Consider the following 21,950-nt stretch of genomic DNA (forward strand, 5'->3'; position numbering starts at 1 on the left):
CCGCGCCGGTTGATCATGAAGTTATTGCGTGCGACCTCGGCGTGTCCTGGCAATAACTTCATGATCAACCAGGGTGGGGGGTGCGGGGTTGGGGCGGGGACAGGGGATTGGCTGGTGGGGGGCCGTGAAGTTGCTGACAATCCGGCTGTGGGGGTGGTCGGTTGGCGGCTTTCGTGGCAATCCTGGGGAGCATGGCCGCCCCTCGCTCGCCGCTGTCGCGGCTGTTCACAGTGCTGCTCGCCGGCGTGTTGGCCGGGCTCGTCCTGGCAGTCGCCGCACTGCCGGGCAACCTGCTGCTCGGGCTCACCGCCCGCTCCGCGCTCGGGTCGTACGCCGCGTTGCCTGCCTCGCTGAAGACCCCGGCCACGCCGCAGCGTTCGTACCTCTACGCCAACGACGGCAAGACGCTGATCACCACGTTCTACGACGTGAACCGCACCGACGTACCCCTGTCGGAGATCGCTCCGGTCATGCGGCAGGCAATCGTGGCGGCCGAGGACCGGCGCTTCTACGACCATGGTGGTGCGGACCTGCGCGGCCTGGCCCGGGCGCTGGTGGCCAACGTCAAGGGTGGCGGCACCGAGCAGGGCGGCTCGACGCTGACCATGCAGTACGTCCGTAACGTGCTCAAGACCGACCCCACCCGCACCGCCGAGGAGCGCGCCGCCGCCACCGATCCCACAGTGGGCCGCAAGATCCAGGAGATCCGGTACGCGAGCGCTCTGGACAAGAGCCTCGGCAAGGACGAGATCCTCGACCGGTACCTGAACATCGCCTACTTCGGTTCCGGCGCGTACGGCATCGCGGCGGCCAGCCAACGGTACTTCGGCAAGCCTCCGGCGCAGTTGACCCTCGCCGAGTCGGCTCTGTTGGCCGGTCTGGTGCAGTCCCCGGACGCGTACAGCCCGATCAGCGGCGACAAGGACGAGGCGCTGACCCGCCGGTCGTACGTGTTGGACTCGATGGTCGCCACCAACGCGATCACCGCAGCGCAGGCCGCCCAGGCCAAGGCCGAGCCGCTGGCCCTGCGCCCCACCGCCCAGCCCAACGGCTGCACCGCCGTCTCCCAGGGCCACGACGACTGGGGCTACTTCTGCGACTACCTGCGCCAGTGGTGGCTGACCCAGCCGGCCTTCGGGGCGACCGTCGCGGAGCGCGAGCAGGCACTGCGTTCGGGCGGCTACACCGTGGTCACCTCGCTGGACCCGAAGATCCAGGCCACCGCGCAACAGCAGGCCACAAAGGTCTACGGGTACGACAACAAGCGCGCCCTGCCGATCGCGGCGGTCCAGCCCGGGACCGGGCGGGTGTTGGCGATGGCGGTCAACAGGCACTACAGCCTCGCCGACAACCCGGCCGGGCAGGCGAACTACCCGAACACCGTCAACCCGTTGATCTCCGGCGGAGCCAGCGTCGACGGATACCAGGCGGGTTCCACGTTCAAGATGTTCACCATGCTCGCCGCGCTGGAGTCGGGCCGTACCCTCTCCACCGGTTTCGACGCGCCCGCCAAGCTGCCCACCCGGTACCCCGCCGAGGGGTCGGGCAGCTGTGACGGTCACTGGTGCCCGGCGAACGCCAACCCGGACTGGATGGACGGGTACCGGATGATGTGGGACGGCTTCGGCCGCTCGGTGAACACCTACTTCGTCTGGCTGGCCGAGCAGGTCGGCCAGGACAAGGTGGTCCAGATGGCGCAGCGGCTCGGCATCACGTTCCGCGCCGACTCGGACGCCAACTTCGCCAAGAACAACGCCGCGAACTGGGGCTCGTTCACTCTGGGAGTGGCGGCGACCACCCCGCTCGACCTGGCCAACGCGTACGCGACGGTGGCCGCCGAGGGCACCTACTGCACGCCGGTGCCGGTGGTCTCGGTGACTGGCGCGGACGGCACGAAGGTGCCGGTGGGGCAGCCGTCCTGCAAGCGGGTGCTCGACGCGGACGTCGCCCGTGCCGCGACCGACGCGGCGCGCTGCCCGGTGGGTCAGCAGTCGGCGTTCGGGCAGTGCAACGGCGGCACCGCCACCGGTGTGAACGGCATCCTCGACGGCCGACCGGTGGCTGGTAAGACGGGTAGCTCGGAGCAGAACTCCACCGAGACGTTCGTCGGCTTCACCCCGCAGGTCGCGGTGGCCGGTATCGCCGCGAACCCGGACGACCCGGCCGACTCGGTGGGGTCAGCGGTGCAGACCAAGGTGATCGACGCGGTGGCCCGGGTCATCGCCACCGCCGTGAAGGGCCAACCGGAGAAGGCGTTCGTCGCACCGAGCCGTGAGCTGGCCGGCGACGCGCGCCGCCCGGTGGAGCGCCCCGCCGTCCCGGAGCGTCGGCAGGAGCCCACCCAGGACCCCCGCTCAGCCCTCCAACGCTGGCTCGACCGCCGCGGCTGACCACCCACCCCACCCCGCCCGCCCCCGCCCGCCCCGGGCCGGGCCGGGCGCGGGGCGCGGGGTGGGGTTAGCGGTCTCGGCGGCGGGGGCGGTAGCTCGCGAGCGTCGACGGGAGGCCGCGGCGGATGATTCCGGCCCAGTCGGTGTCGCCGCGTAGCACCGCCGCGGCGGTCTTGCGGGCCTGCTCGACAGTGAAGTGCGGTGGCAGCATCAGCTCCGCCGGGTCGACCAGGGCGTTGATCACCACCGGCCGGTCGGCGGTGAGCGCCCGGTCCCAGACGTCGCGCACCTGATCCGGTGAGTCGATCAACTCGCCGTGCAGCCCGAGCACCTCCGCCCACTGGTGGTAGGCGATGTCCGGCAACTGCTGGCTGTCCGGGAACATCGGCGTCCCCTCGGTGGAGCGCTGTTCCCAGCTGACGAACGCCAGATCCCGGTTGTTGAGCACCAGCACCACGAAGCGCGGGTCGGCCCAGCTGCGCCAGTACTTCGCCACGGTGATCAGCTCGTTGACGCCGTTCATCTGCATGGCGCCGTCACCGATCAGCGCGACCAGCGGCCGGTCCGGGTGGGCGAACTTGGCGCTCAGCGCGTACGGCATGGCGCCGCCCATGGACAGCAGCGTGCCGGAGAGGCTGGCCAGCATGCCGGGGCGTACCTGGATGTGTCGGGCGTACCAGGCGGTGGTGGTGCCGCAGTCGACGGCGAGCAGCACGTCGTCGGGCAGCCGTTCGTTCAGGGTGTGGAAGAGCAACTGCGGGTTGACCGGGTCGGCGGCCTGTTCGGCCAGGTCGTGTTGCACCCGACGCCACGCCGAGGTGGCCTCGGTGACCTCCGTCCGCCAGGCGGTCGGCCCGGGGCCGGGGCCCAGCTCGTTCAGCAGGGCCCGCAGCGTGGGGCGGGCGTCGCCGGTCAGGTTCACCTCCGTCGGGTAGCGCAGCCCGAGCTGGGTGCCGTCCAGGTCGATCTGGACCGCGCGGGCCTGCCCGGGTTGCGGGTAGAACTCCGAGTACGGCATGTTGCTGCCCACGATCAGCAGCCGGTCGCAGCCGCTCATCAGCTGCCAGCTCGGTCGGGTGCCGAGCAGCCCGATCGCGCCGGTCACCCACGGCTCGCGATGGTCGACGGCGGTGAAGCCGAGCAGCGCGGTGGCCACGCCGGCCCCGAGCCGATCAGCGATCTCGCGGACCTCGTCGCGTGCGCCGAGGGCACCCTGGCCGACCAGCATGGCCACCCGCTGCCCGCCGCGCAGGACCTCGGCCGCCCGGCGTACGTCCGCCTCCGGTGGCACCGTCGGCGTGCTGCTCGGCGCGTTGCTGGTCTGGTAGTAGCCGTGCGCGTGGGGCGGGTTCGGGACAGCCGGCTCGTCCTGGATGTCGAGAGGCAGGATCAGGGCGGTGACGGTACGCCGGGCCAGCGCCGTGCGGCACGCCCGGTCGACCAGGTGACGTACCTGTGCGGGGTTGTCGAGTTGGGCCAGGAACGCTGCCGCCACGTCCTTGTAGAGGGCGAGCAGGTCGACCTCCTGGTAGTAGCCGCCGCCCTCGGCGGTGGTCGCGGTGTGCCCGACCAGGGCGATCACCGGTTGGTGGTCGAGCTTCGCGTCGTACAGGCCATTGAGTAGATGGATGGCGCCCGGCCCGCTGGTGACCAGAGCGCAGCCCAGCGGACCGCCGCCGTACTTGACGTGCGCGGAGGCGGCGAAGCCGGCGGTCTCCTCGTGGCGGACCTGGATGAACTGGGCTCGTCCGTTCGTGCGTTGCAGCGCGGAGGTGAGGCCGTTGATGCCGTCGCCGGGGTAGCCGAAGTAGCGGTGCACGCCCCAGCTGAACAGTCGCGACACGATGTGGTCCGCGACGGTCGGACGCCGGGGCAGGGCACCCGCTTCGCCCGGGGTGGTGTCGTCTGCGCTCACCTGGCTGGTCCTTCCCGTCACGTCCGTTGCCTGCCGGTCATTCCCCTTCTTCTTCGGACAAAACGCCTCGTCGGGCGGGCCTCGGAGCGCGCTGCTCCGCGTCCGGCAGAATCGTCGGGTGCCCGTCCACCAGATCACCGACCCCGACGACGACCGGATCGCCGACTACCGGGCGCTCACCGACGTCGAGCTGCGCACCCGTTGGGAACCACCGCACGGCCTGTTCATCGCCGAGGGGGAGCTGGTGCTGCGCCGGGCGCTGCGCGCGGGCTACCCGGCCCGGTCGTACCTGGTCGACGCCAAGCGGGCCGACCAGCTCGCCGACCTGGACACCGGCGACGCCCCGGTCTACGCCGCGACCCAGGATGTGCTGCAACGGGCCACCGGTTTCCACGTACACCGGGGGGTGCTGGCGTCGTTCCACCGCCGGCCGCTGCCGACGGCGGCCGAGGTGCTCGCCACCGCGCGCCGGGTGGTCGTCCTGGAGGACGTGAACAACCACACCAACCTGGGCGCGATCTTCCGGGGCGCCGCCGCGCTCGGTGTCGACGCGGTGCTGCTGTCGCCGACCTGCGCCGACCCGCTCTACCGGCGCAGCGTCAGGGTCAGCATGGGTGAGGTCTTCGCCATGCCGTACGCGAAACTCGACCGCTGGCCCGACGGCCTGGACCAGGTACGGGAGGCCGGCTTCACGGTGCTCGCGATGACGCCCGCGCCGGACGCCGTACCGATGCAGCGGCTGACCCCGGCGCAGCGTGAGCGGGCCGCGTTGCTGCTCGGCGCCGAGGGGCCGGGCCTCACCGATGCGGCGCAGGCCGCCAGTGACGTGCGGGTGGTTCTTCCGATGCGGCGCGGCGTGGACTCGTTGAACGTCGCCGCCGCGGCGGCGGTGGCGTTCTGGGAGCTGGGGCGCGACGACGCGCCGGTCGACGGCGGGTAGACCGCATCGGCTTGCATGGCCATGCGTTCTATTGCATAATTTTCCCCGTGTCCAAGGTTCTCACCTCCCTGCCCACCGGCGAACGTGTCGGCATCGCCTTCTCCGGCGGCCTCGACACCTCGGTCGCGGTCGCGTGGATGCGCGACAAGGGCGCCATTCCCTGCGCCTACACCGCCGACATCGGCCAGTACGACGAGCCCGACATCGCCTCGGTGCCCGGTCGTGCGCTCAGCTACGGCGCCGAGCTCGGCCGCCTGGTCGACTGCCGCGCCGCCCTGGTCGAGGAGGGCCTCGCCGCGTTGACCTGCGGCGCCTTCCACATCCGCACCGGCGGTCGGGCCTACTTCAACACCACCCCGCTGGGTCGCGCCGTGACCGGCACCCTGCTGGTGCGGGCGATGGTCGCCGACGACGTGCAGATCTGGGGCGACGGCTCGACCTTCAAGGGCAACGACATCGAGCGGTTCTACCGGTACGGCCTGCTGGCCAACCCGATGCTGCGCATCTACAAGCCGTGGCTCGACACCGCCTTCGTCACCGAACTGGGTGGCCGTAAGGAGATGTCCGAGTGGCTGCTGGAGCGCGGCCTGCCCTACCGCGACAGCACCGAGAAGGCGTACTCGACCGACGCCAACATCTGGGGCGCCACGCACGAGGCGAAGACCCTGGAGCACCTCGACACCGGCATCGAGACGGTCAACCCGATCATGGGCGTCCGGTTCTGGGACCCGTCGGTGGAGATCCCGACCGAGGACGTCACGGTCGGTTTCGACCAGGGTCGCCCGGTCACGATCAACGGCAAGGAGTTCGGCAGCGCCGTCGACCTGGTGCTGGAGGCCAACGCCATCGGCGGTCGGCACGGCCTGGGCATGTCCGACCAGATCGAGAACCGGATCATCGAGGCCAAGAGCCGAGGCATCTACGAGGCGCCCGGGATGGCGCTGCTGCACTACGCGTACGAGCGGCTGGTGAACGCCATCCACAACGAGGACACCCTGGCGAACTACCACAACGAGGGTCGCCGCCTCGGTCGGCTGATGTACGAGGGCCGCTGGCTGGACCCGCAGGCGCTGATGCTGCGCGAGTCGTTGCAGCGGTGGGTCGGCACGGCGGTCACCGGCGAGGTGACGTTGCGGCTGCGCCGGGGCGAGGACTACTCGATCCTGGACACCACCGGCCCGTCGTTCAGCTACCACCCCGACAAGCTGTCCATGGAGCGCACCGAGGACTCGGCGTTCGGCCCGTCGGACCGGATCGGCCAGCTCACGATGCGCAACCTGGACATCGCCGACTCGCGGTCGAAGCTGGAGCAGTACGCCTCCCTCGGGCTGGTCGGCGGCGGAAACCCACAGCGGATGATCGGGGCCGCGCAGGCCGCCTCCACCGGGTTGATCGGTGCGATGCCCGAGGGCGGCGCGGAAGCCATCGCGTCCCGGGGCGTCGCCTCGCCGGAGGACGCGGCCCTCGACCGCGCCGCGATGGAGTTCGGCGTCGACTGAGCCCTTCTACCACGCCGCCAGGCCGGGGCAGCCCACGCCGCCGCCCCGGCTCGCGTCGCCGGCCGCTGTTCGAGATCCGGCGTCACGGACGGTAGCGTGGCGGCCGTGTTCCCTACCGTCCGTGAGGTCCTCGCCCTGGGCCCGGTCCGCCACGGCGCGCCACGCGTCGTCGCCGGCGACGAGGGGCTGGACCGACCCGTCCGCTGGGTGCACGTCGCCGAGGTGCCGGACATCGCCACCCTGCTCGGCGGTGGCGAACTGGTGCTCACCACCGGCATCGGTCTGCCCGGGGACGACGCCGGGTTGCGGGCGTTCATCGGCGATCTCGCCGACGTCGGGGTCTCCGGGCTCGTCGTCGAGCTGGGCCGCCGGTACGTCAGCGGTGTGCCCCGGGTGATGGCCGCCGCCGCCGAGCGGCGTGGGCTGCCCCTGGTGGAGCTGCGCCGGGCCACCCCGTTCGTCCGGATCACCGAGGCGGTGCACGCGCTGATCGTCGACGCGCAGCTCACCGAGCTGCGCGCCACCGAGGAGATCCACCAGCGGTTCAACGACCTGTCCGTGGAGGGCGCCGACGCCGCCGAGGTGATCCGACAGACCGCCGAGCTGTCCGGCTGCCCGGTGGTGCTGGAGAACCTGTCCCGGCAGGTGCTCGGGTACGACCCGGCGGGGGAGAGCGCAGAGCTGCTGCTGGACGGCTGGGAGCAGCACTCCCGGCGGATCCGCCCGGCCGGGCGGACCGCGTACGACCCGGACAGCGGCTGGCTGGTGACCACCGTCGGCGCCCGGGGGCAGGACTGGGGTCGGCTGCTGCTGCGCTGGCCGGCCAGCGGCGACGTGCCCAGCGCCCAGGCCGTCGAGCCGAGCGCGGGCTCGCCCACCCGGCTCACCATCCTGATCGAGCGGGCCGCGTCCACCCTCGCGCTGGGCCGGCTGATCCGCCGCGACGCCGAGGGCCTGGAACGGCAGATCCACCGCACCCTGCTCACCGCGCTGCTCGACCACTCCCGCCCGGTGGACGAGGTGGGACTGCGGGCCAAGGCGCTCGGCGTGGTGCTCGACCGGCGGCACCTGGTCGGCGTGATGGTCCGGCACCGCGCCGACGACCCCGCCGGGGAAGTCGGCCCCGAGGCCGGCCAGGCCCGGCTACGTGATCTCTCCGAGGCCGTCGGCCAGGCCCTGCGGGAGGCGAAGCTGACCGCGCTGACCAGCGCCGTCGACGACAACTCGGTGGGCGTGCTGCTGGCCCTGCCAGACCCGGCCGCCGAGGACCGCGCGCTGTCCGCGTTCGCCAGCGCCCTTCGCCAGGTACGCCTCGACGCCGGCGCCGGCCGGACGGGACCCGGCGTCGAGGTGTCCCGCTCATCCTCGGGCGCGGAGCCGTCCCGCGCGGCTCCCGGTGTCGAGGCCGCTCGGGTGGGTGTCGAGGGGGCCCGGGGTGCTGGTCCGGGTGCCGTGATCGTGGCCGCCGGGTCCGGGGTGAGCACCCTGCGGGAGGCCCGCCGGTCGCTCGTGGAGGCACGGCAGGTCGCCGAGGCGGCCCGACGGGACCGGCGTGACCTGCCGATCTTCCGGCTCCCGCACGTCGGGCTGGCCGGTCTGCTGCACCTGCTGCGCGACGAGCCCCGCCTGCAGACGTTCGTGGAACGCGAACTCGGCGCCCTGCTGGAGTACGACGCCCGGCACCCGAGGGAGCGGCTGCTGGACACCCTGCGCGCCTACCTGGAGCAGGGGCGCAACAAGTCCGCAGCCGCTGCCGCCGCCCACCTGTCCCGACCGGCCTTCTACGAACGCCTGGCCCGCATCGCCCGCGTCCTGGACGTGGACCTCGACTCGGTAGAGGCCGCCCTCTCCCTACACGTGGCCCTGCTGGCCCTGGACGCAGTCCGAACCCCGTAACCCCCGCGCCCTCCCCCCACCCCCCTCACGCCGGCCCGGCCTAACCCCGCCCGAACCGGTCGATCATGGAGTTGTGGTGCCTCACAAATGTCGCGATCAGGGGCACAACGGCCACCACAACTCCATGATCGACCCGGAAGAGGGTGGGGTTAGGTTGCTAGGGCGTTTAGGGCTTTTGCGTAGGTTGGGGGGATGTGGTTGGGGCCGCCGGGGGTGAAGACGTCCGAGTGGGCCACCGAGGACCAGGCCGTCTCCGGGACGGCGTCGACGAGGGCCTGGATCACCGGGGCGTCGCGCCACTGCTCCTGCTCGGCGAGCAGGCCGAGGGCCACCACCGACTCCTCGACCTCACCGACGCACTCGAACGGCTTGTGCCCGTCCACGCCCAGCAACTCGCGGTAGCCGGGGATCTGCGACTCGTCGGCCAGCAGGTCGCCGCCGAAGATGTGGGTGACCCGCTCCCGCGGCATGAACGGCGCCATGGCCAGGAAGACGAAGCGACACTTCGGGCAGTCCCGGCACCAGCGCTCGCTCGCGTCGCGCAGCTTGAACGCCTGGTTGCAGCTGGTCACCACGTCGTCGTACCGGGTGAACTCGGCGAACAGCCGGGCGATGTGCAGCTCGGACAGCGAACGCAGCAGGGAGAAGTACGGGTCGGTCAGGCCGGCGTGCTCGGCCAGCGACGCCCGCAGCAGCCCCTCCGCCTCGACGCCCTTGGACCACTGGTGGTTGATCTCGTGGCCGTTCCAGACCAGGTTCGGGTCGGATGCCGAACGCTCGTTGGACATCACCACCGGGCCCAGCCCGTGCAGGACGGCGGTGGCCACCGCGATCAGGGAGTTGATGGCGGTGACCGGGATGTGCCCGTTCAGCGCGCCGGCGGCGTTCAGGTCGAACAGCACCGGGTCGATGCGCCGCCGGGCAGCGAGGGGAACCAGCCCGGACGCCTCGTTGACGGCGACGATCACGTGGTTCGGGTTGACCGAGAATGGCACCGGGTCCAGTTCGGCGCGGCGCAGCGCCTCCAGGCTGACGATCGAGTCCTTACCGCCGCCGACTGCGGAGAGCGGGCGACGGTCCGAGTCGTCGTACACCCGGGCCGGCGCCACCACACCGGTTGGCACCTCGGGGCGCAGGTCGAGCACGTGCGGCAGTTGGTTGCGGTACGCGTACTCGGCGAGGCCCCTGGTGTAGACGGCCGTGACGTAGTCGACGGTGGCCGCGCCCAACGGCGTCGGCAGCACGAGCCGGGGCGGCGCGGCGGCCTTGTAGTAGCTGACCCCGGCGACGAGGTGGAGCACCTCCAGCACCCGGTTGAGGGTCGCCACCGTCTCGTCGGAGGGCGGTTCCGCCGGCAGCGGGAGCGTGATCACCTCGGTGAACCGCTGCTCGCCGGCCGGGCCGGTCAGGGCGTAGTCGAACAACACCTCGCCGGTGGCGAAGTCGATCGAGTAGGACGGGAAGGTGAAGGCGTCCATCCGCCGGAGCTGCTCGTTGGGCACACGCCATACTAGGCCCTGGTTCGTCCGGCCGTGTCCGGACCGGGCCCGCCCTGCCGCCGCCGTGACCCCCGAGGAGACACCAGTGCGCCTGTCTGACCTGCGCGGACGTACCGTCGCCGTCTGGGGCGCCGGTCGGGAGGGCCGGGCCGCTGTGACAGCGATCGCCGCCCACGGCCCCGCCGACCTGGTCGCCGTGGACGACAGCGCGAACTTCCTGTCGCTGCCGTGGGAAGGCCCCCTGGCCGAGGCGGCGCCGCTGGTCACCGGCGAGGCGGGCTTCGAACGGCTTGCCGCCGCCGACGTGGTGGTCCGGTCCCCGGGCGTGCCCCAGACCCACCCGTGGCTGGTCGAGCTGCGCCGCCGCGGGGTCATGGTGACCCAGGGCACCGCGTTGTGGATGGCCGACCACGCCGCGCGCACCGTCGGGGTCACCGGCAGCAAGGGCAAGAGCACCACCTCCAGCCTGATCAGTCACCTGCTCACCGCGATGGGGCGACCGAACGTCTTCGGCGGCAACATCGGCGTGCCGACCCTGGACCTGCCGGAGGCGGAGCTGTACGTGTTGGAGCTGTCCAGCTACCAGTGCAGCGACCTCACCGACTCGCCGCGGGTGGCGGTGGTCACCGCGCTCTTCCCCGAGCACCTGGACGCGCACGGCGGGGAGCGGGAGTACTACCGGGACAAGCTCAACCTGCTCGCCCACGACCCGCAGACGATCGTGGTCAACGGTGGCGATCCCCGGCTGGCGGCGGAGCTTGGTGAGCTGCCGGCGGTCCGCGCAGGAAGCCCCGACACCACCCACGTCGCCACCGGCTCCGACGGTACGCAGTGGTTCCACTTCGGCGACCAGCCGCTCTTTCCGCGCGCGGTGCTGCCGCTGGTCGGCCGGCACAACGAGGGCAACCTCTGCGTCGCGCTCGCGGTCCTTGACGCGCTCGGCGTGGACGTGGTGGCCGGTAAGGACCACCTCGCCATCGCGGTCGCCGAGTTCCAGGGGCTGGCCCACCGGCTCACCGAGATCACCGACCCGTCCGGGCTGACGTTCGTCGACGACACCCTCGCCACCAGCCCGTACGCGGCCATGCACGCCATCGACGCGTACGACGGGCGGCCGTTGACGGTGATCGTCGGGGGCAACGACCGGGGTCTGGACTACACGCCGTTGGCCGAGCACCTGGCCGAGCGGGAGCTGACCGTGATCGGGATTCCGGACAGCGGCACCCGGATCGTCGAGGTGCTCGCCGGCCTGCCGAAGGTGCGTACCGAACTGGTCGACGACCTGGTGGACGCGGTCCGGCTGTCCCGCGAGGTGACCCCGGCCGGCGGGGTGGTTCTGCTGTCCCCGGCCGCGCCCAGCTACGGCCGGTTCCGCAACTTCGAGCACCGCTCCGAGGTGTTCGCGCAGGCGGTCGCCGACACCGCCCGCTGAATCACCCCCGGTCGGCCGGGCTGGGGTCCGGTGACTGCATCCCTGGCAGCAGCATGGTGTCGGCGGCGTCCTCGTCCTCGGGCGGAGCGGGTGCCGCGGGTTCCATTGGGGCCCGGGTGGGAGGGTGGTCCTTGTCCGGGGTCCACGCGAAGGCGAGTGCCCCGCCGGTCAGGGCCAGCAGCATCCCGACCACGAAGCCGCCCAGGTTCGAGGTCAGCCAGGAGACCAGCCCGAGCACCAGCGTGACCACCGCGTAGAAGACCCGCTGTTGCGGAGTGGTGATCAGCAGCACCCCGCAGATCACCAGGATGGTGGGTACCAGGTACGCGGCGAGCCCCTGCGGCCCGATGTGCAGCAGCACCCCGAGCGGCGCGCGGAGGGTCGCCAGCATCTCCGCGCCCCCGAGGGCGATCAGCACGGCGGCGGTGAACGGGCGGGCCCGCCGCCAGCGGCGCCACCGCCCGCGGGATCCGCGGACGGCCGGCGTCGTCTGGTGTTGTTCGGCGCTCACGTCAGCACCCGTCGGAGGTGAACGCCATGCGCAGGTTGGGCAGGTTGAAGACGGCAGCGGTGGTGGCGTAGTTGTTCTGCCGCAGATTCTCGATGACGATCGAGTCCGCCTGCTGGGAGAAGACACCGGGGTTACCCTTCACGCCGGGCACCTTGTCGAGCGTGCTGGCGTCCTGCCCGATGTCGATGTTCTTGAAAGCGGCGTTGCCGGCGATCTCGTCGCCGTCGACCACCAGGGTCCGGGCGGTGACCGGTTTGTCGCCGCCGCCGGCGGTGATCTTCAGGAAGACGCCGCCGAGGTTGATGCTCTGGCAGAGGTTGGCCAGCTCCGCCTTGTCGATTGCCGAGACCATCACCAGGACCTGCCCGCCGGTGTCGCCCTGGTTGGGGCTGTCCGGGATCATCTGGTCGAGGGTGGCGAACTGCTCGAAACCGGTGCCGGTGAGCTTGTCGGCGGTGACGGTGAACGGCATGCCGGAGATGGCGAACTGCGCGCCCAGCACGCCCTGGGCGGTGAGCATGATCATGCCGGCGGCGCCCGCCATGACGACGCCGAACGTGGCGGCGAACCGGCGCCAGCGCACGCCGGCGCGCGGCGGGTCGGGTGCGATTGGTGCGGTCTCCTCCGACATGGCGACTCCCTCGTGATCATTCATCGGCGACAATGGGAATTGCGACTCTGGTCTGCGCCTGGTGGGCGCAAAGCCGAAGTTACCGCCGAGTAAAGGGCAGGTCAACGGAGTGTGGCAGTCATTTGGGCGGTATTTGTTAAATGCGGCCAAAGTGAAAAACCGCTGCGGTTTCCGACCGCGCGATCAGGAGTGGTGGGCCGGTGCGCACGGCGCGGTCGTGCTCGGGCCGTCGTCCGGCCTTATCGGCCGGGTCGCCTGAGCCGCGCCCTCGGTGCCCAGGAACGGCGCCACGGCCGCGTAGGTGAGCACGGGCAGCAGTTGCGGCAACTCCGCCGCCCGCCCCTGCGCCACACGTTGCCGGACGGTGGCGTAGATTCCGCCGACCACAGTGGACACCAGCTCTTCGCGGCCCACCTCGGCGAGCGTCGGCCCCGGGCCGGCGTCGGCGAAGAACCGGCGGAAGCTGTTGAGCAGCGCGTCGCGCTCGCGGCGGGCGTCCGGGCCGGCCGCGTCCACCTCGACGAGCGCCATCCGGGCGAACGCCGGCACGCTCGCCAGCACCTCCAGCAGGGTGCGCAGCGCGGCGCGTGCCGCGTCCGGCCAGGTCGGGCCGGCCTCGCGGTAGGCGCTCTCCATCAGCTGTGACACCACGGCGATCCCGTGCCGGTACGCGGCGAGAAAGGCATCCTCCTTGCCGGTGAACAGGGCGTAGAAGGCTGGCCGGGTCACGCCGGCGGCGTGGCAGATGTCGCTGACCCGGGCGTTGTCGTAGCCCTTCGTCGCCACCTCGTGCACGAGCCCGTCGAAGAGGCGGTCGCGCTGGGTGGCGGCCACGACCTCTGCGGAGACCCGTCGCGGGCCGCGCTTGATCGCGCGGTCCGGGTCACGGCCCGGGCGTGCGCCCGGCAAGGGCGCCGGCACCGACTGAGGGTGGCTCTGCGTGGTCAACTCATTGACCCCCTTTGATTCGTTGACTTTGCGATCCTCCGGGGTTTATAACTTTCCTCACGCTCAGTTCGCTCCCCGTCACCTTTGGTGATCACCCCGGCTGGTCACCCCGACTCGTCGAAGGAGGGCTCGATGGCTGTCATTATCGCCGAACACGAACGCTCTCCCAATGCCGGAAAGGCACAGGTGACGCGGCTACGCCGCAGTGCACCACGCCGACCCGCCCGCTGACCCGCGGCACCCCCCTCACCCGCGCCCTCACCCGGCGCCTCCACCACCACCGTCCACGTCGGACGGCCACAATCGCCGCCCGGCGTGCCCGCCCGGCGGTGACCGCCTGCGCGGTCCGCTCGTTCCCGTCCCACCACCGAAAGGAAGCACCATGCCCAGGTACGGAAAGATCGGCGGGAGCCTCGTCGCCCTCGCGCTGCTGACCGGTCTCGTAGCCGCCCCGCCAGCCTCCGCAGACCCGTCGGCCGCGCTCGCCGGCAACGTCCTGACCTATCCAACGGCCGGCGGCACCGCCGTGGCCGTCAACGACGTCATCCAGGCCAGCCTCAAGACCGGCACCAACGCCACCTTCTACAACTCCACCTCGGGCACCACCGGCATCAAGTGCGCCGCATCCGCCTTCAGCGCCAAGGTGCTCACCAACCCGACCGCCCCGGGCACCGCCACCGAGAGCCTCACCGCCCAGAGCTTCGGCACCTGCACCACAAACGTGTTCGGCACCACCGGAGTGCAGAGCATCGCCCTCAACAACCTGCCGTACGCCACCTCCGTCACCAGCGCCGGCGTCGTCAAGATCTCCGGCACCACGGCGGCGCCGGTCCAGAGCACCGTCGTGCTGAACTCGCTGCTCGGCGCGATCACCTGCGTCTACCGGACCAGCACCAACAGCCTCACCGGTGCGGCGGCCAACGCCACCAATTCCATCACCTTCGCCAACCAGCCGTTCACCAAGTTCTCCGGCCCGTCCCTCTGCTTCGGCACCGCGTACTTCTCGGCGACGTACTCGCCGGTGCGCGACAGCAGCAAGGGCAACGCCGCCGTCTACGTGAACTGACCACGTTCCACCGGGCCGGTGCGCGGCGACAGACCGTGCGCCGGCCCTCGACCGTGCGCGGGTCAGCCGGCGGCCAGCGCCGCGTGCAGGGCGCGCATCGAGCGGATCGCCGACCGGATCTCCTGCAGGTAGCGCCCCGGGGTGAGCGTCTGCTCCGGCAGCCTGGCCAGGTCGGCCAGGGTGGGGTCCACCCCGACGGTCTCGATCTCGCACCCGTACGGCACGGCCAGGGTGCGCAGCGCGTCGCAGTGTTGGAACGGCACGTAGATCGGTGCGGTGACCATCATGACCTCGTCGCCCGGCGCGAGCCGGACGTGGCCGGCCCAGAACCGCTGGGTGTCGGCGGTGTGGGCACGCCGCTGGTCCGGTTCGCTGGACGGCGCGGCCAGTACCCGGATCGGCGGCAGCCCGTCCGGTCGGTAGGTCCGCGACGACCAGGAATGGTGCGGATGGCCGGCGTCGACCCCGTCCTGCTCCGCCGGCGCGGCCACCCCGAACACCCCCCGGACCGCCGAGTCCAGCACGTCCACCTCGGTGTCCTCGGCCGGCAGGCCAGCGTCGGCGAGCGTCGCGCGTTCCCACTCGGACAGCGGTCGGAAGCTGCCCAGGACGGCGACCTCGCCGCTCACCGGTAGGCCCGCGCGCAGCAGGTGCGCGGCGTAGCCGACGCGGCGTACGCAGGCGTGCGCCAGGCCGCCGAGCACCACCAGGTGGGCGTACGCCGACCGGGCCGGTGGCACCGGATGGATCAGCCGGAGCGCGGCAGCCGCGTCCAGCACGAGGGTCGCGGTGGCCGGGTCGAGGTCGGGCTCCCGGGCGTCGGGCCGTTCCCGGCCGCCGCGGAAGTCCCAGTGACGGGCGGAGAAGTCGTCGAGGTAGCGGAGCACGTCGGTGAGGTCGCCGTCGGGCCAGGTGCCGCCGAAGTGGGCGACCAGGCCGCGGATCGGGGTGGAGCAGACCCAGGCCCGGATGTCCGCCGTGATCCGCTCGTCGTCCGTTCCGGTCGACGGTGGCCCGTCCGCTCTGTGCACCTGCCGGATGCTACCGGCCAGCCGCGTCAGGGCAGCTGGTTGTGGTTGCTGTCTACGCTGGCGGGAGCCGCTGATGGGGGGATCTCGATGTCTCGTGACGTGGCCCGTCAGCGGTTACGGAAGGGTGGCGGCTCCGGCGCGGGCTTCGTTCGTCTGGTGGCGCACACCGACCCGGTGGCGTTGGTAGGCATCACGCTGTCGATCTTCCTCAGCGTCGTGCTCGACCTCAGCAACGCCGCCTCCGGGGTGGAGTCGCTGTTGGCCGGCCTGATGGGCATCACCATCTCGCTGCTCGTCGACTCACTGGCCCGCGCGGAGCGCCGCTTCCACCTGCGCACCCTGTTGGACGGGCCGCCCTGGCTGGTCCGCACCACAACGGAGCTGGCCGGGGCCATGCGGGAGGCGGCCGAACAGCACGCGGGCACCCGGGTCGCGGTGGAGGCGCAGCGGCGCTACGAGCAGTTCCGGCTGGAGGCCGAGCAGCTCGCGGACGGTCGGATCATCCGGCGCGGTGACGAGGACGAGGATCTGGTCGGCGCGACCCGGGCCTGCGTACGCCGGCTGGACGGGTTGACCAACGTGATGCCCCGGGTGAGCGGGGAGTTGAGCTGGTGGCGCAGTGAGATCGGCCGGCGCTACTGGGAGGCCAACCTGGACGCTCTGCAACGGGGCGTCCAGATCACGCGGGTGTTCGTCTACGCCACGCTGACCGATGACCTGTCCGCCCTGGTGCAGATGCAGCGCGCGGCCGGGGCGCGGGTGGGTCTGCTGCCTCTCGGGGTGGTGAGTCCGCACCTGCATGTGAACTTGACGCTCTGGGACGGGTCGAGCTGTTGGGAGGCCCACATGACCGCGCACGGCGAGATCGGCGAGAACCAGTTCTCGGTCAACCGGACGGACGTCGCTCGACTCACCCGCGTGTTCGACCTCTGCGCGAACGCCGCGACCTTCCAGGACTGACGGCCCTCACCGGGGCGGGAGCGGGTGCGCCATGACGTGGAGCGCGGTCCTGCTGGTGACGGCCGTGGTCTGGGCGGTCAGCGTGATCCGCTCCGTCCGGCTCCGCGCGCTGGTCTACAGCCTGCCGCTGCCGATGACGCTCGCCCTGGTCACCACCGGGTACCGGGTGGACGGCGCGCAGGTGCTCGGCGTGCTCGGGCTCAACCTCTTCTTCGTCACAGTGGCCGTCACCCACCAGCGGTGGCGGTGGCCGATCCTGCTCGCCGACGTCGCGGGAATCGCCGCCTACGTGGCGCTGAGCGCCGGCCTGTTGGCCGTCGACATCCCGTTCGAGGTGGCCCTCGCCAGCACGCTCGTGCTCTGGCTGGCGGCCATCCTGTGGTTGCGCCGCCGCGCCCGCCGACGTGGGGCTTGCGCGCAGGAGACGGTCACCGTCGCGGAGACCCGGCCGGACGGGCTGCCGGTGCTGCTCAAGCTGGTGGTCATCTTCGTGGGGGCGGTCCTGACCGCACTGCTCGGCGCGGTGCTGCGCGGCATGGTGGTGACGTTCCCGTACTCGGGGGTGCTGGTCGCCGTCGAGGCCCGCCGGCAGTTGGCCGAGTTCAGCCGGCACTTCGCCCGCAACAGCCTCGCGCTGGTCGGCTTCCTCACCGCGTACCACTACTTTCAGGACGTCTCGTCAGCCGCGGCGCTGGGCGTCGGCTGGGCGGCCTTCGCGGTGGTCGCCGCCGCCCTGCACCTGCCGTTGCGCCCTCGCCAGGTTGCGCACGGGGGAGCGGCGAGCTGCCCGCCGACGGCGTTGCGGCCGGCGACCGAGCCACCACACCTACCGGCCGGCCAAGGTGCGGATCGAGTGGAGTGATGCCGCGATTGATGCGCAGAACAGCAGTGAAAGCTGCCCGGTGCCGTGGAAAGCGTTGACGTGCTGTCAGGTCGGGACGTCCATGCGCTACAGGCTGACAGTTGTTCGCATCGGCCGGCGGTGGGAGCGTGCGGTATCCACGAACGCCGCTGAAGGGTTGCCACGATGACCGACGACCTGCTGGCCCGGCACCGGGCAGTGCTCCCGTCCTGGATGCCGTTGTACTACGCCGAGCCGATCGAGTTGGTCTCCGGCTCGGGCCGCCGGGTCACCGACGCGCAGGGGCGCAGCTACCTGGACTTCTTCGGCGGCGTGTTGACCAACATGATCGGGTACGACATCCCGGAGATCCGGGAGGCCGTCGAGCGGCAGCTCGCCACCGGCATCGTGCACACCTCGACGCTCTACCTGATCCGTCAACAGGTGGAGCTGGCCGAGAAGATCGCCCAGCGCTCCGGCATCCCGGACGCCCGGGTGTTCTTCACGAACTCCGGCACCGAGGCGAACGAGGCGGCGCTGCTGGTGGCCACCAACCACCGCCGCTCGCACCAGATCCTGGCCGTGCGCAACAGTTACCACGGCCGATCGTTCGCCGCGATGGGCGTCACCGGCAACCGCACCTGGTCGGCCAGCGGCCTCAACCCCCTCCAGGTGGCCTGGCTGCACTCCGGTGACCGGGTGCGGGGTCTGCTGGCCCGGCTCAGCGCCGACGAGCAGGTCGACGCGGCGGTGGAGGACCTGCGCGAGGTGTTGGCAACCCAGACCGCTGGCGACGTGGCCGCGCTCATCGCCGAGCCGATCCAGGGCGTGGGCGGTTTCGTGCACCCGCCGGACGGGCTCTTCGCCGGCTGGAAGAAGGTCCTCGACGAGCACGGCATCCTGTTCATCGCCGACGAGGTGCAGACCGGCTGGGGGCGTACCGGGGAGCACTTCTGGGGTTACCAGGCGCACGGCGTCACTCCCGACCTGCTCACCTTCGCCAAGGGTATCGGCAACGGGTTCGCCCTGGCCGGGGTGGTCGGTCGGGCCGACGTGCTCCAGGCGGTTCCGGCCATCAGCTTCTCCACCTTCGGCGGCAACCCGATCTCCACGGCGGCCGGCAACGCGGTGCTCGACTACCTGATCGCGCACGACCTCCAGGCGAACGCGGCCCGCGTCGGCGCGATCCTCGCCGACGGCCTGCGGTCCGCCGTGGGCGGGCTCGACTGCGTCGCCGAGGTACGCGGAAAGGGGCTGATGCTCGGCGTCGAGTTCGTCCGGCCGGGCGGCAGTGAGCCGGATCCGGCGCTGACCAACCGGGTCTTCGAAGCCGCCCGGGACGGTGGCCTGCTGACCGGCAAGGGCGGCCTCCACGGCAACGTGCTGCGGATGGGCCCACCGTTGACGCTGACCGAGGAGGAGGCCCGTGAGGGCCTGGCGATCCTCGTCGACGCGATCCGTTCGGCCGCGGGGGTGGCGGCATGAGCATCGGTCACTTCATCGACGGCAAGCGGGTCGACGGCACGTCGCAGCGGCGTGGCGACGTGTTCGACCCGGCGACCGGTCGGCGTACCGCCGAGGTCGAGCTGGCCTCGACCTCTGACGTCGACGTGGCGGTGCAGGCCGCCGCCCGCGCGGCGCGGGCCTGGCGGGACGCGTCGCTGGCCCGGCGGTCGGCGGTGCTGTTCGCCTTCCGCGAGTTGGTGCACGCCCGGCGGGACCGGCTCGCCGAGGTGATCACCGCCGAGCACGGCAAGGTGCTCGCCGACGCCGCCGGCGAGGTGCAGCGCGGCCTGGAGGTCATCGAGTACGCGTGCGGCCTGCCGTCGGCGTTGCGCGGCGCGTTCAGCGAGAACGTGTCCACCGAGGTCGACTCGTACACCATCCGGCAGCCGCTCGGCGTGGTCGCGGTGATCTCGCCGTTCAACTTCCCGGTGATGGTGCCGCTGTGGTTCGTGCCGGTGGCTGTGGCCTGCGGCAACGCGGTGGTGCTCAAGCCGAGCGAGAAGGACCCGAGCGCGGCGCTGCTGCTGGCCGACTGGTTCGCTGAGGCGGGCCTGCCCGACGGGGTGCTCAACGTGGTCAACGGTGACAAGGAGGCGGTCGACGCGTTGCTGGAGCACCCGGAGGTGCGGGCGGTGTCGTTCGTCGGCTCCACGCCGATCGCCCGGTACGTCTACCAACGTGGCACGGCCGCCGGCAAGCGGGTGCAGGCGCTCGGTGGGGCGAAGAACCACATGGTGGTGCTCCCGGACGCCGATCTGGACCTGGCGGCCGACGCGGCGGTCAATGCCGGGTTCGGCTCGGCGGGGGAGCGGTGCATGGCCATCTCGGTGCTGGTGGCGGTGGAGCCGGTGGCGGACGCGCTGGTCGAGCGGATCGCCGCGCGGGTGACCGGTCTGCGCACCGGCGACGGCCGACGGGGCTGCGACATGGGCCCACTGGTGACCGCCGCGCACGCGGCGAAGGTGCGCTCCTACGTGGACGCCGGTGTCGCCGCCGGCGCGGTGCCGGTGGTGGACGGGCGGGACGTGACGCCGGACGGCGACCCGGACGGTTTCTGGCTCGGCCCAACGTTGTTCGACCGGGTGACCCCGGACATGTCGATCTACACCGACGAGATCTTCGGGCCGGTGCTGAGCGTGGTCCGGGTCGACTCGTACGACGAGGCGGTGGACCTGGTCAACGCCAGCCCGTACGGCAACGGCACGGCGATCTTCACCAACGACGGCGGGGCGGCCCGGTGCTACCAGCACGAGGTGGAGGTGGGCATGGTCGGGATCAACGTGCCCATTCCGGTGCCGATGGCGTACCACTCGTTCGGCGGCTGGAAGTCGTCGCTCTTCGGTGACCTGCACGCGCACGGCGAGGACGGGGTGCGGTTCTTCACCCGGGGCAAGGTCGTCACCAGCCGCTGGTTGGATCCGCGGCACGGCGGGGTCAACCTCGGGTTCCCCACCCAGACCTGAGCAGTCGCAGCACGCCCGCCCCGGCCAGGTACGCCACCAGTGCCGGGACGGGTGTGCCGAGCGGCTCCGGGGCGCGGGAGGCCGTCGCACTGTTGAGCAGCAGCGCCGCCACCACGGCGGCGTAGGCGGCCACCGTCGAGGCCGTTCGGGCTGGCGTGCCTCGACCGGTCCGACGCCCGGTGCGATGCCGGCCGCTGCGCGCCTCCACCCGGCCGAAGATGGCGACGAGCACCGCCAGAACGGCGCTGAGCAGCAGCAACCACGGCACCCGCCAGGCCCACCAGGCGGCGCTGTCGACCGCGGGGGTGGGCAGCGCCCCGATCGCGTCGAGCACTCCGATCAGCAGGATCGCGGCGGTCAGGTGCCAGAGGAAGACGGTGAGCACCACGAGGTTGACGCCGATCACCAGCGACCAGGGGCCGGTGCGGCGCAGCAGGCGCTCCGCCGGGCCGGACAGCAGCAGGATCAGACCGAGCTGGCCGGCGGCGACGGCCAGCAGCGCGAGGCTGGGCGGCGCGGCGTTGTCCAGGCGCTCGCCGGGCACGTGCAGCATGGCCACCGGCCACGGGCCGGGCCCGGTGAGCAGCAGCACCGTGGCCAGGCCGCCCGCCAGGAACACCAGTCCGGCCCGCCGCGAGGTGGGCAGTCGTCGCCAGCGGCGTACCCCCGGACGGTCGTGGGCCGACGGCCCGGCGGCGGGCGTCGGGCCGGCTTCCGAGGCGGTCGCGGCGGTGTCGCCCGGCGGCCCGGCGGCGGGCGGCGGCGTCTGCCGGGTGTCGTGCCAGGCGAAGCCGATCTGGTGGACGGCCAGCCAACCGAAGAGGTAGTTGCCGTAGCTCAGCGCCTCCGGCCCGGTGAGCCGGCCGAGGTCGCCGAGGCCGACCAGGGCGACAAGTGTCAGCGGGATGGTCAGACCGAAGCGACGGTGCAGCGCGTACATCGGTGGGGTGAGCGCGACCGCAGCCAGGTAGGCGACCAGGAACCACAGCGGAATGGTCGCGAACCAGAACACCTCGCGGATCCTGGTGGGGTCGGTGCCGCGCAGCCAGGCGACCGCCGCCCCGGCGGTGAGTACGAGCAGCAGCGTGCTGGTGGGGCGGACCAGGCGGGCACTGCGGTCGATCAGCCACCCGGCGGCGTCGCCGCCGCGGGCCCGCAGGCGGGTCAACGAGGCGGCGTTGGCGTAGCCCCCGACCAGGAAGAAGACGGGCATCACCTGGGCCAGCCAGGTCAGCGGGTACGCCCAGCGCAGGTCGCCGAGCGCGGAGTGCCCGGTGACCTGCCCGGAGGAGTCGCGCCCGATCGCCGTGACGCCCCAATGTCCGAAAACGACCATGGTGATGGCGAGTGCGCGGAGCAGGTCGACATATCGCTCCCGCCCAGCCGGGGTGTGCTCGGCCAGCTGGCGCAGGCGGCGCATCG

Annotated in this window: 16 protein-coding genes and 2 pseudogenes; 11 read left to right on the top strand and 7 right to left on the bottom strand. The window is 71.8% G+C overall.

Annotation, left to right across the window (positions count from 1 at the left end):
* Nucleotides 1–191: 191 nt before the first annotated feature.
* Nucleotides 192–2,390, top strand: coding sequence for a transglycosylase domain-containing protein (locus ACLQ3F_RS24850; protein ID WP_425851714.1), 2,199 nt, complete (start codon nucleotides 192–194; stop codon nucleotides 2,388–2,390).
* A 67-nt stretch (nucleotides 2,391–2,457) separates the two neighbouring features.
* Here the strand turns inward: ACLQ3F_RS24850 and ACLQ3F_RS24855 are convergent, their stop codons facing one another.
* Entirely contained in the window at nucleotides 2,458–4,305 is a 1,848-nt protein-coding gene (locus tag ACLQ3F_RS24855) for a thiamine pyrophosphate-requiring protein (RefSeq protein WP_425851716.1), read from the bottom strand.
* A gap of 118 nt (nucleotides 4,306–4,423) precedes the next feature.
* Here ACLQ3F_RS24855 and ACLQ3F_RS24860 point away from each other — a divergent pair, with 118 nt between their 5' ends.
* From ACLQ3F_RS24860 to ACLQ3F_RS24875, 4 genes and pseudogenes are all read left to right on the top strand, one after another.
* Nucleotides 4,424–5,245, top strand: a complete 822-nt coding sequence (locus tag ACLQ3F_RS24860; protein ID WP_393227216.1) for a TrmH family RNA methyltransferase — start codon at nucleotides 4,424–4,426, stop codon at nucleotides 5,243–5,245.
* A 47-nt stretch (nucleotides 5,246–5,292) separates the two neighbouring features.
* The gene (gene argG, locus ACLQ3F_RS24865) at nucleotides 5,293–6,744 is read left to right on the top strand and encodes an argininosuccinate synthase (protein WP_357194390.1); all 1,452 of its coding nucleotides are present in this window, start codon (nucleotides 5,293–5,295) and stop codon (nucleotides 6,742–6,744) included.
* 105 nt (nucleotides 6,745–6,849) lie between these two features.
* Nucleotides 6,850–8,065: pseudogene (locus ACLQ3F_RS24870) on the top strand (PucR family transcriptional regulator ligand-binding domain-containing protein); the annotation flags it as partial.
* 140 nt (nucleotides 8,066–8,205) lie between these two features.
* Nucleotides 8,206–8,640, top strand: a pseudogene (locus ACLQ3F_RS24875) (PucR family transcriptional regulator); the annotation flags it as partial.
* Between the two features lie 149 nt (nucleotides 8,641–8,789).
* Here the strand turns inward: ACLQ3F_RS24875 and ACLQ3F_RS24880 are convergent.
* Complete coding sequence (locus tag ACLQ3F_RS24880) at nucleotides 8,790–10,142, bottom strand: hypothetical protein (RefSeq protein WP_425851718.1); 1,353 nt, start codon at nucleotides 10,140–10,142, stop codon at nucleotides 8,790–8,792.
* Between the two features lie 82 nt (nucleotides 10,143–10,224).
* Between ACLQ3F_RS24880 and murD the strand changes: the two genes are divergently transcribed.
* Complete coding sequence (gene murD, locus ACLQ3F_RS24885; protein WP_357194381.1) at nucleotides 10,225–11,571, top strand: UDP-N-acetylmuramoyl-L-alanine--D-glutamate ligase; 1,347 nt, start codon at nucleotides 10,225–10,227, stop codon at nucleotides 11,569–11,571.
* Nucleotide 11,572: 1 nt separating this feature from the next.
* Here the strand turns inward: murD and ACLQ3F_RS24890 are convergent, their stop codons facing one another.
* From ACLQ3F_RS24890 to ACLQ3F_RS24900, 3 genes are all read right to left on the bottom strand, one after another.
* The gene (locus ACLQ3F_RS24890; RefSeq protein WP_425851719.1) at nucleotides 11,573–12,082 is read right to left on the bottom strand and encodes a DUF6114 domain-containing protein; all 510 of its coding nucleotides are present in this window, start codon (nucleotides 12,080–12,082) and stop codon (nucleotides 11,573–11,575) included.
* Between the two features lies 1 nt (nucleotide 12,083).
* Nucleotides 12,084–12,713: a DUF6230 family protein gene (locus ACLQ3F_RS24895; protein ID WP_425851720.1), complete on the bottom strand. Its 630-nt coding sequence runs from the start codon at nucleotides 12,711–12,713 to the stop codon at nucleotides 12,084–12,086.
* Between the two features lie 183 nt (nucleotides 12,714–12,896).
* Nucleotides 12,897–13,634, bottom strand: a complete 738-nt coding sequence (locus tag ACLQ3F_RS24900) for a TetR/AcrR family transcriptional regulator (RefSeq protein ID WP_425851721.1) — start codon at nucleotides 13,632–13,634, stop codon at nucleotides 12,897–12,899.
* A gap of 409 nt (nucleotides 13,635–14,043) precedes the next feature.
* Between ACLQ3F_RS24900 and ACLQ3F_RS24905 the strand changes: the two genes are divergently transcribed.
* On the top strand, nucleotides 14,044–14,727 hold the full coding sequence (locus tag ACLQ3F_RS24905; protein WP_425851722.1) for a Tat pathway signal sequence domain protein: 684 nt from the start codon (nucleotides 14,044–14,046) through the stop codon (nucleotides 14,725–14,727).
* A 62-nt stretch (nucleotides 14,728–14,789) separates the two neighbouring features.
* Here ACLQ3F_RS24905 and ACLQ3F_RS24910 read toward each other — a convergent pair whose 3' ends face one another.
* The gene (locus ACLQ3F_RS24910) at nucleotides 14,790–15,758 is read right to left on the bottom strand and encodes a hypothetical protein (RefSeq protein ID WP_425851724.1); all 969 of its coding nucleotides are present in this window, start codon (nucleotides 15,756–15,758) and stop codon (nucleotides 14,790–14,792) included.
* 87 nt (nucleotides 15,759–15,845) lie between these two features.
* On the opposite strand from ACLQ3F_RS24910, the gene ACLQ3F_RS24915 reads away from it, so the two are divergent.
* The 4 genes from ACLQ3F_RS24915 (at nucleotide 15,846) to ACLQ3F_RS24930 (ending at nucleotide 20,528) form a co-directional block, all read left to right on the top strand.
* Nucleotides 15,846–16,718, top strand: coding sequence for a hypothetical protein (locus tag ACLQ3F_RS24915; protein WP_425851725.1), 873 nt, complete (start codon nucleotides 15,846–15,848; stop codon nucleotides 16,716–16,718).
* 31 nt (nucleotides 16,719–16,749) lie between these two features.
* Nucleotides 16,750–17,580 carry a hypothetical protein gene (locus tag ACLQ3F_RS24920; RefSeq protein WP_425851726.1) on the top strand — a complete coding sequence of 277 codons (831 nt, stop codon included), beginning with the start codon at nucleotides 16,750–16,752 and terminating at the stop codon, nucleotides 17,578–17,580.
* A gap of 165 nt (nucleotides 17,581–17,745) precedes the next feature.
* Nucleotides 17,746–19,044: an aspartate aminotransferase family protein gene (locus ACLQ3F_RS24925; protein ID WP_425851727.1), complete on the top strand. Its 1,299-nt coding sequence runs from the start codon at nucleotides 17,746–17,748 to the stop codon at nucleotides 19,042–19,044.
* Nucleotides 19,041–20,528 carry a CoA-acylating methylmalonate-semialdehyde dehydrogenase gene (locus tag ACLQ3F_RS24930; protein WP_425851728.1) on the top strand — a complete coding sequence of 496 codons (1,488 nt, stop codon included), beginning with the start codon at nucleotides 19,041–19,043 and terminating at the stop codon, nucleotides 20,526–20,528. Before ACLQ3F_RS24925 ends, ACLQ3F_RS24930 begins: the two co-directional genes overlap by 4 nt.
* Here ACLQ3F_RS24930 and ACLQ3F_RS24935 read toward each other — a convergent pair.
* The gene (locus ACLQ3F_RS24935; protein WP_425851729.1) at nucleotides 20,500–21,948 is read right to left on the bottom strand and encodes an acyltransferase family protein; all 1,449 of its coding nucleotides are present in this window, start codon (nucleotides 21,946–21,948) and stop codon (nucleotides 20,500–20,502) included. The two genes, ACLQ3F_RS24930 and ACLQ3F_RS24935, sit on opposite strands and share 29 nt — an antisense overlap.
* Between the last annotated feature and the right edge of the window lie 2 nt (nucleotides 21,949–21,950).

It is taken from the genome of Micromonospora sp. DT15 (assembly GCF_049841475.1).
In the GTDB taxonomy this organism is placed as follows: Bacteria; Actinomycetota; Actinomycetes; order Mycobacteriales; family Micromonosporaceae; genus Micromonospora.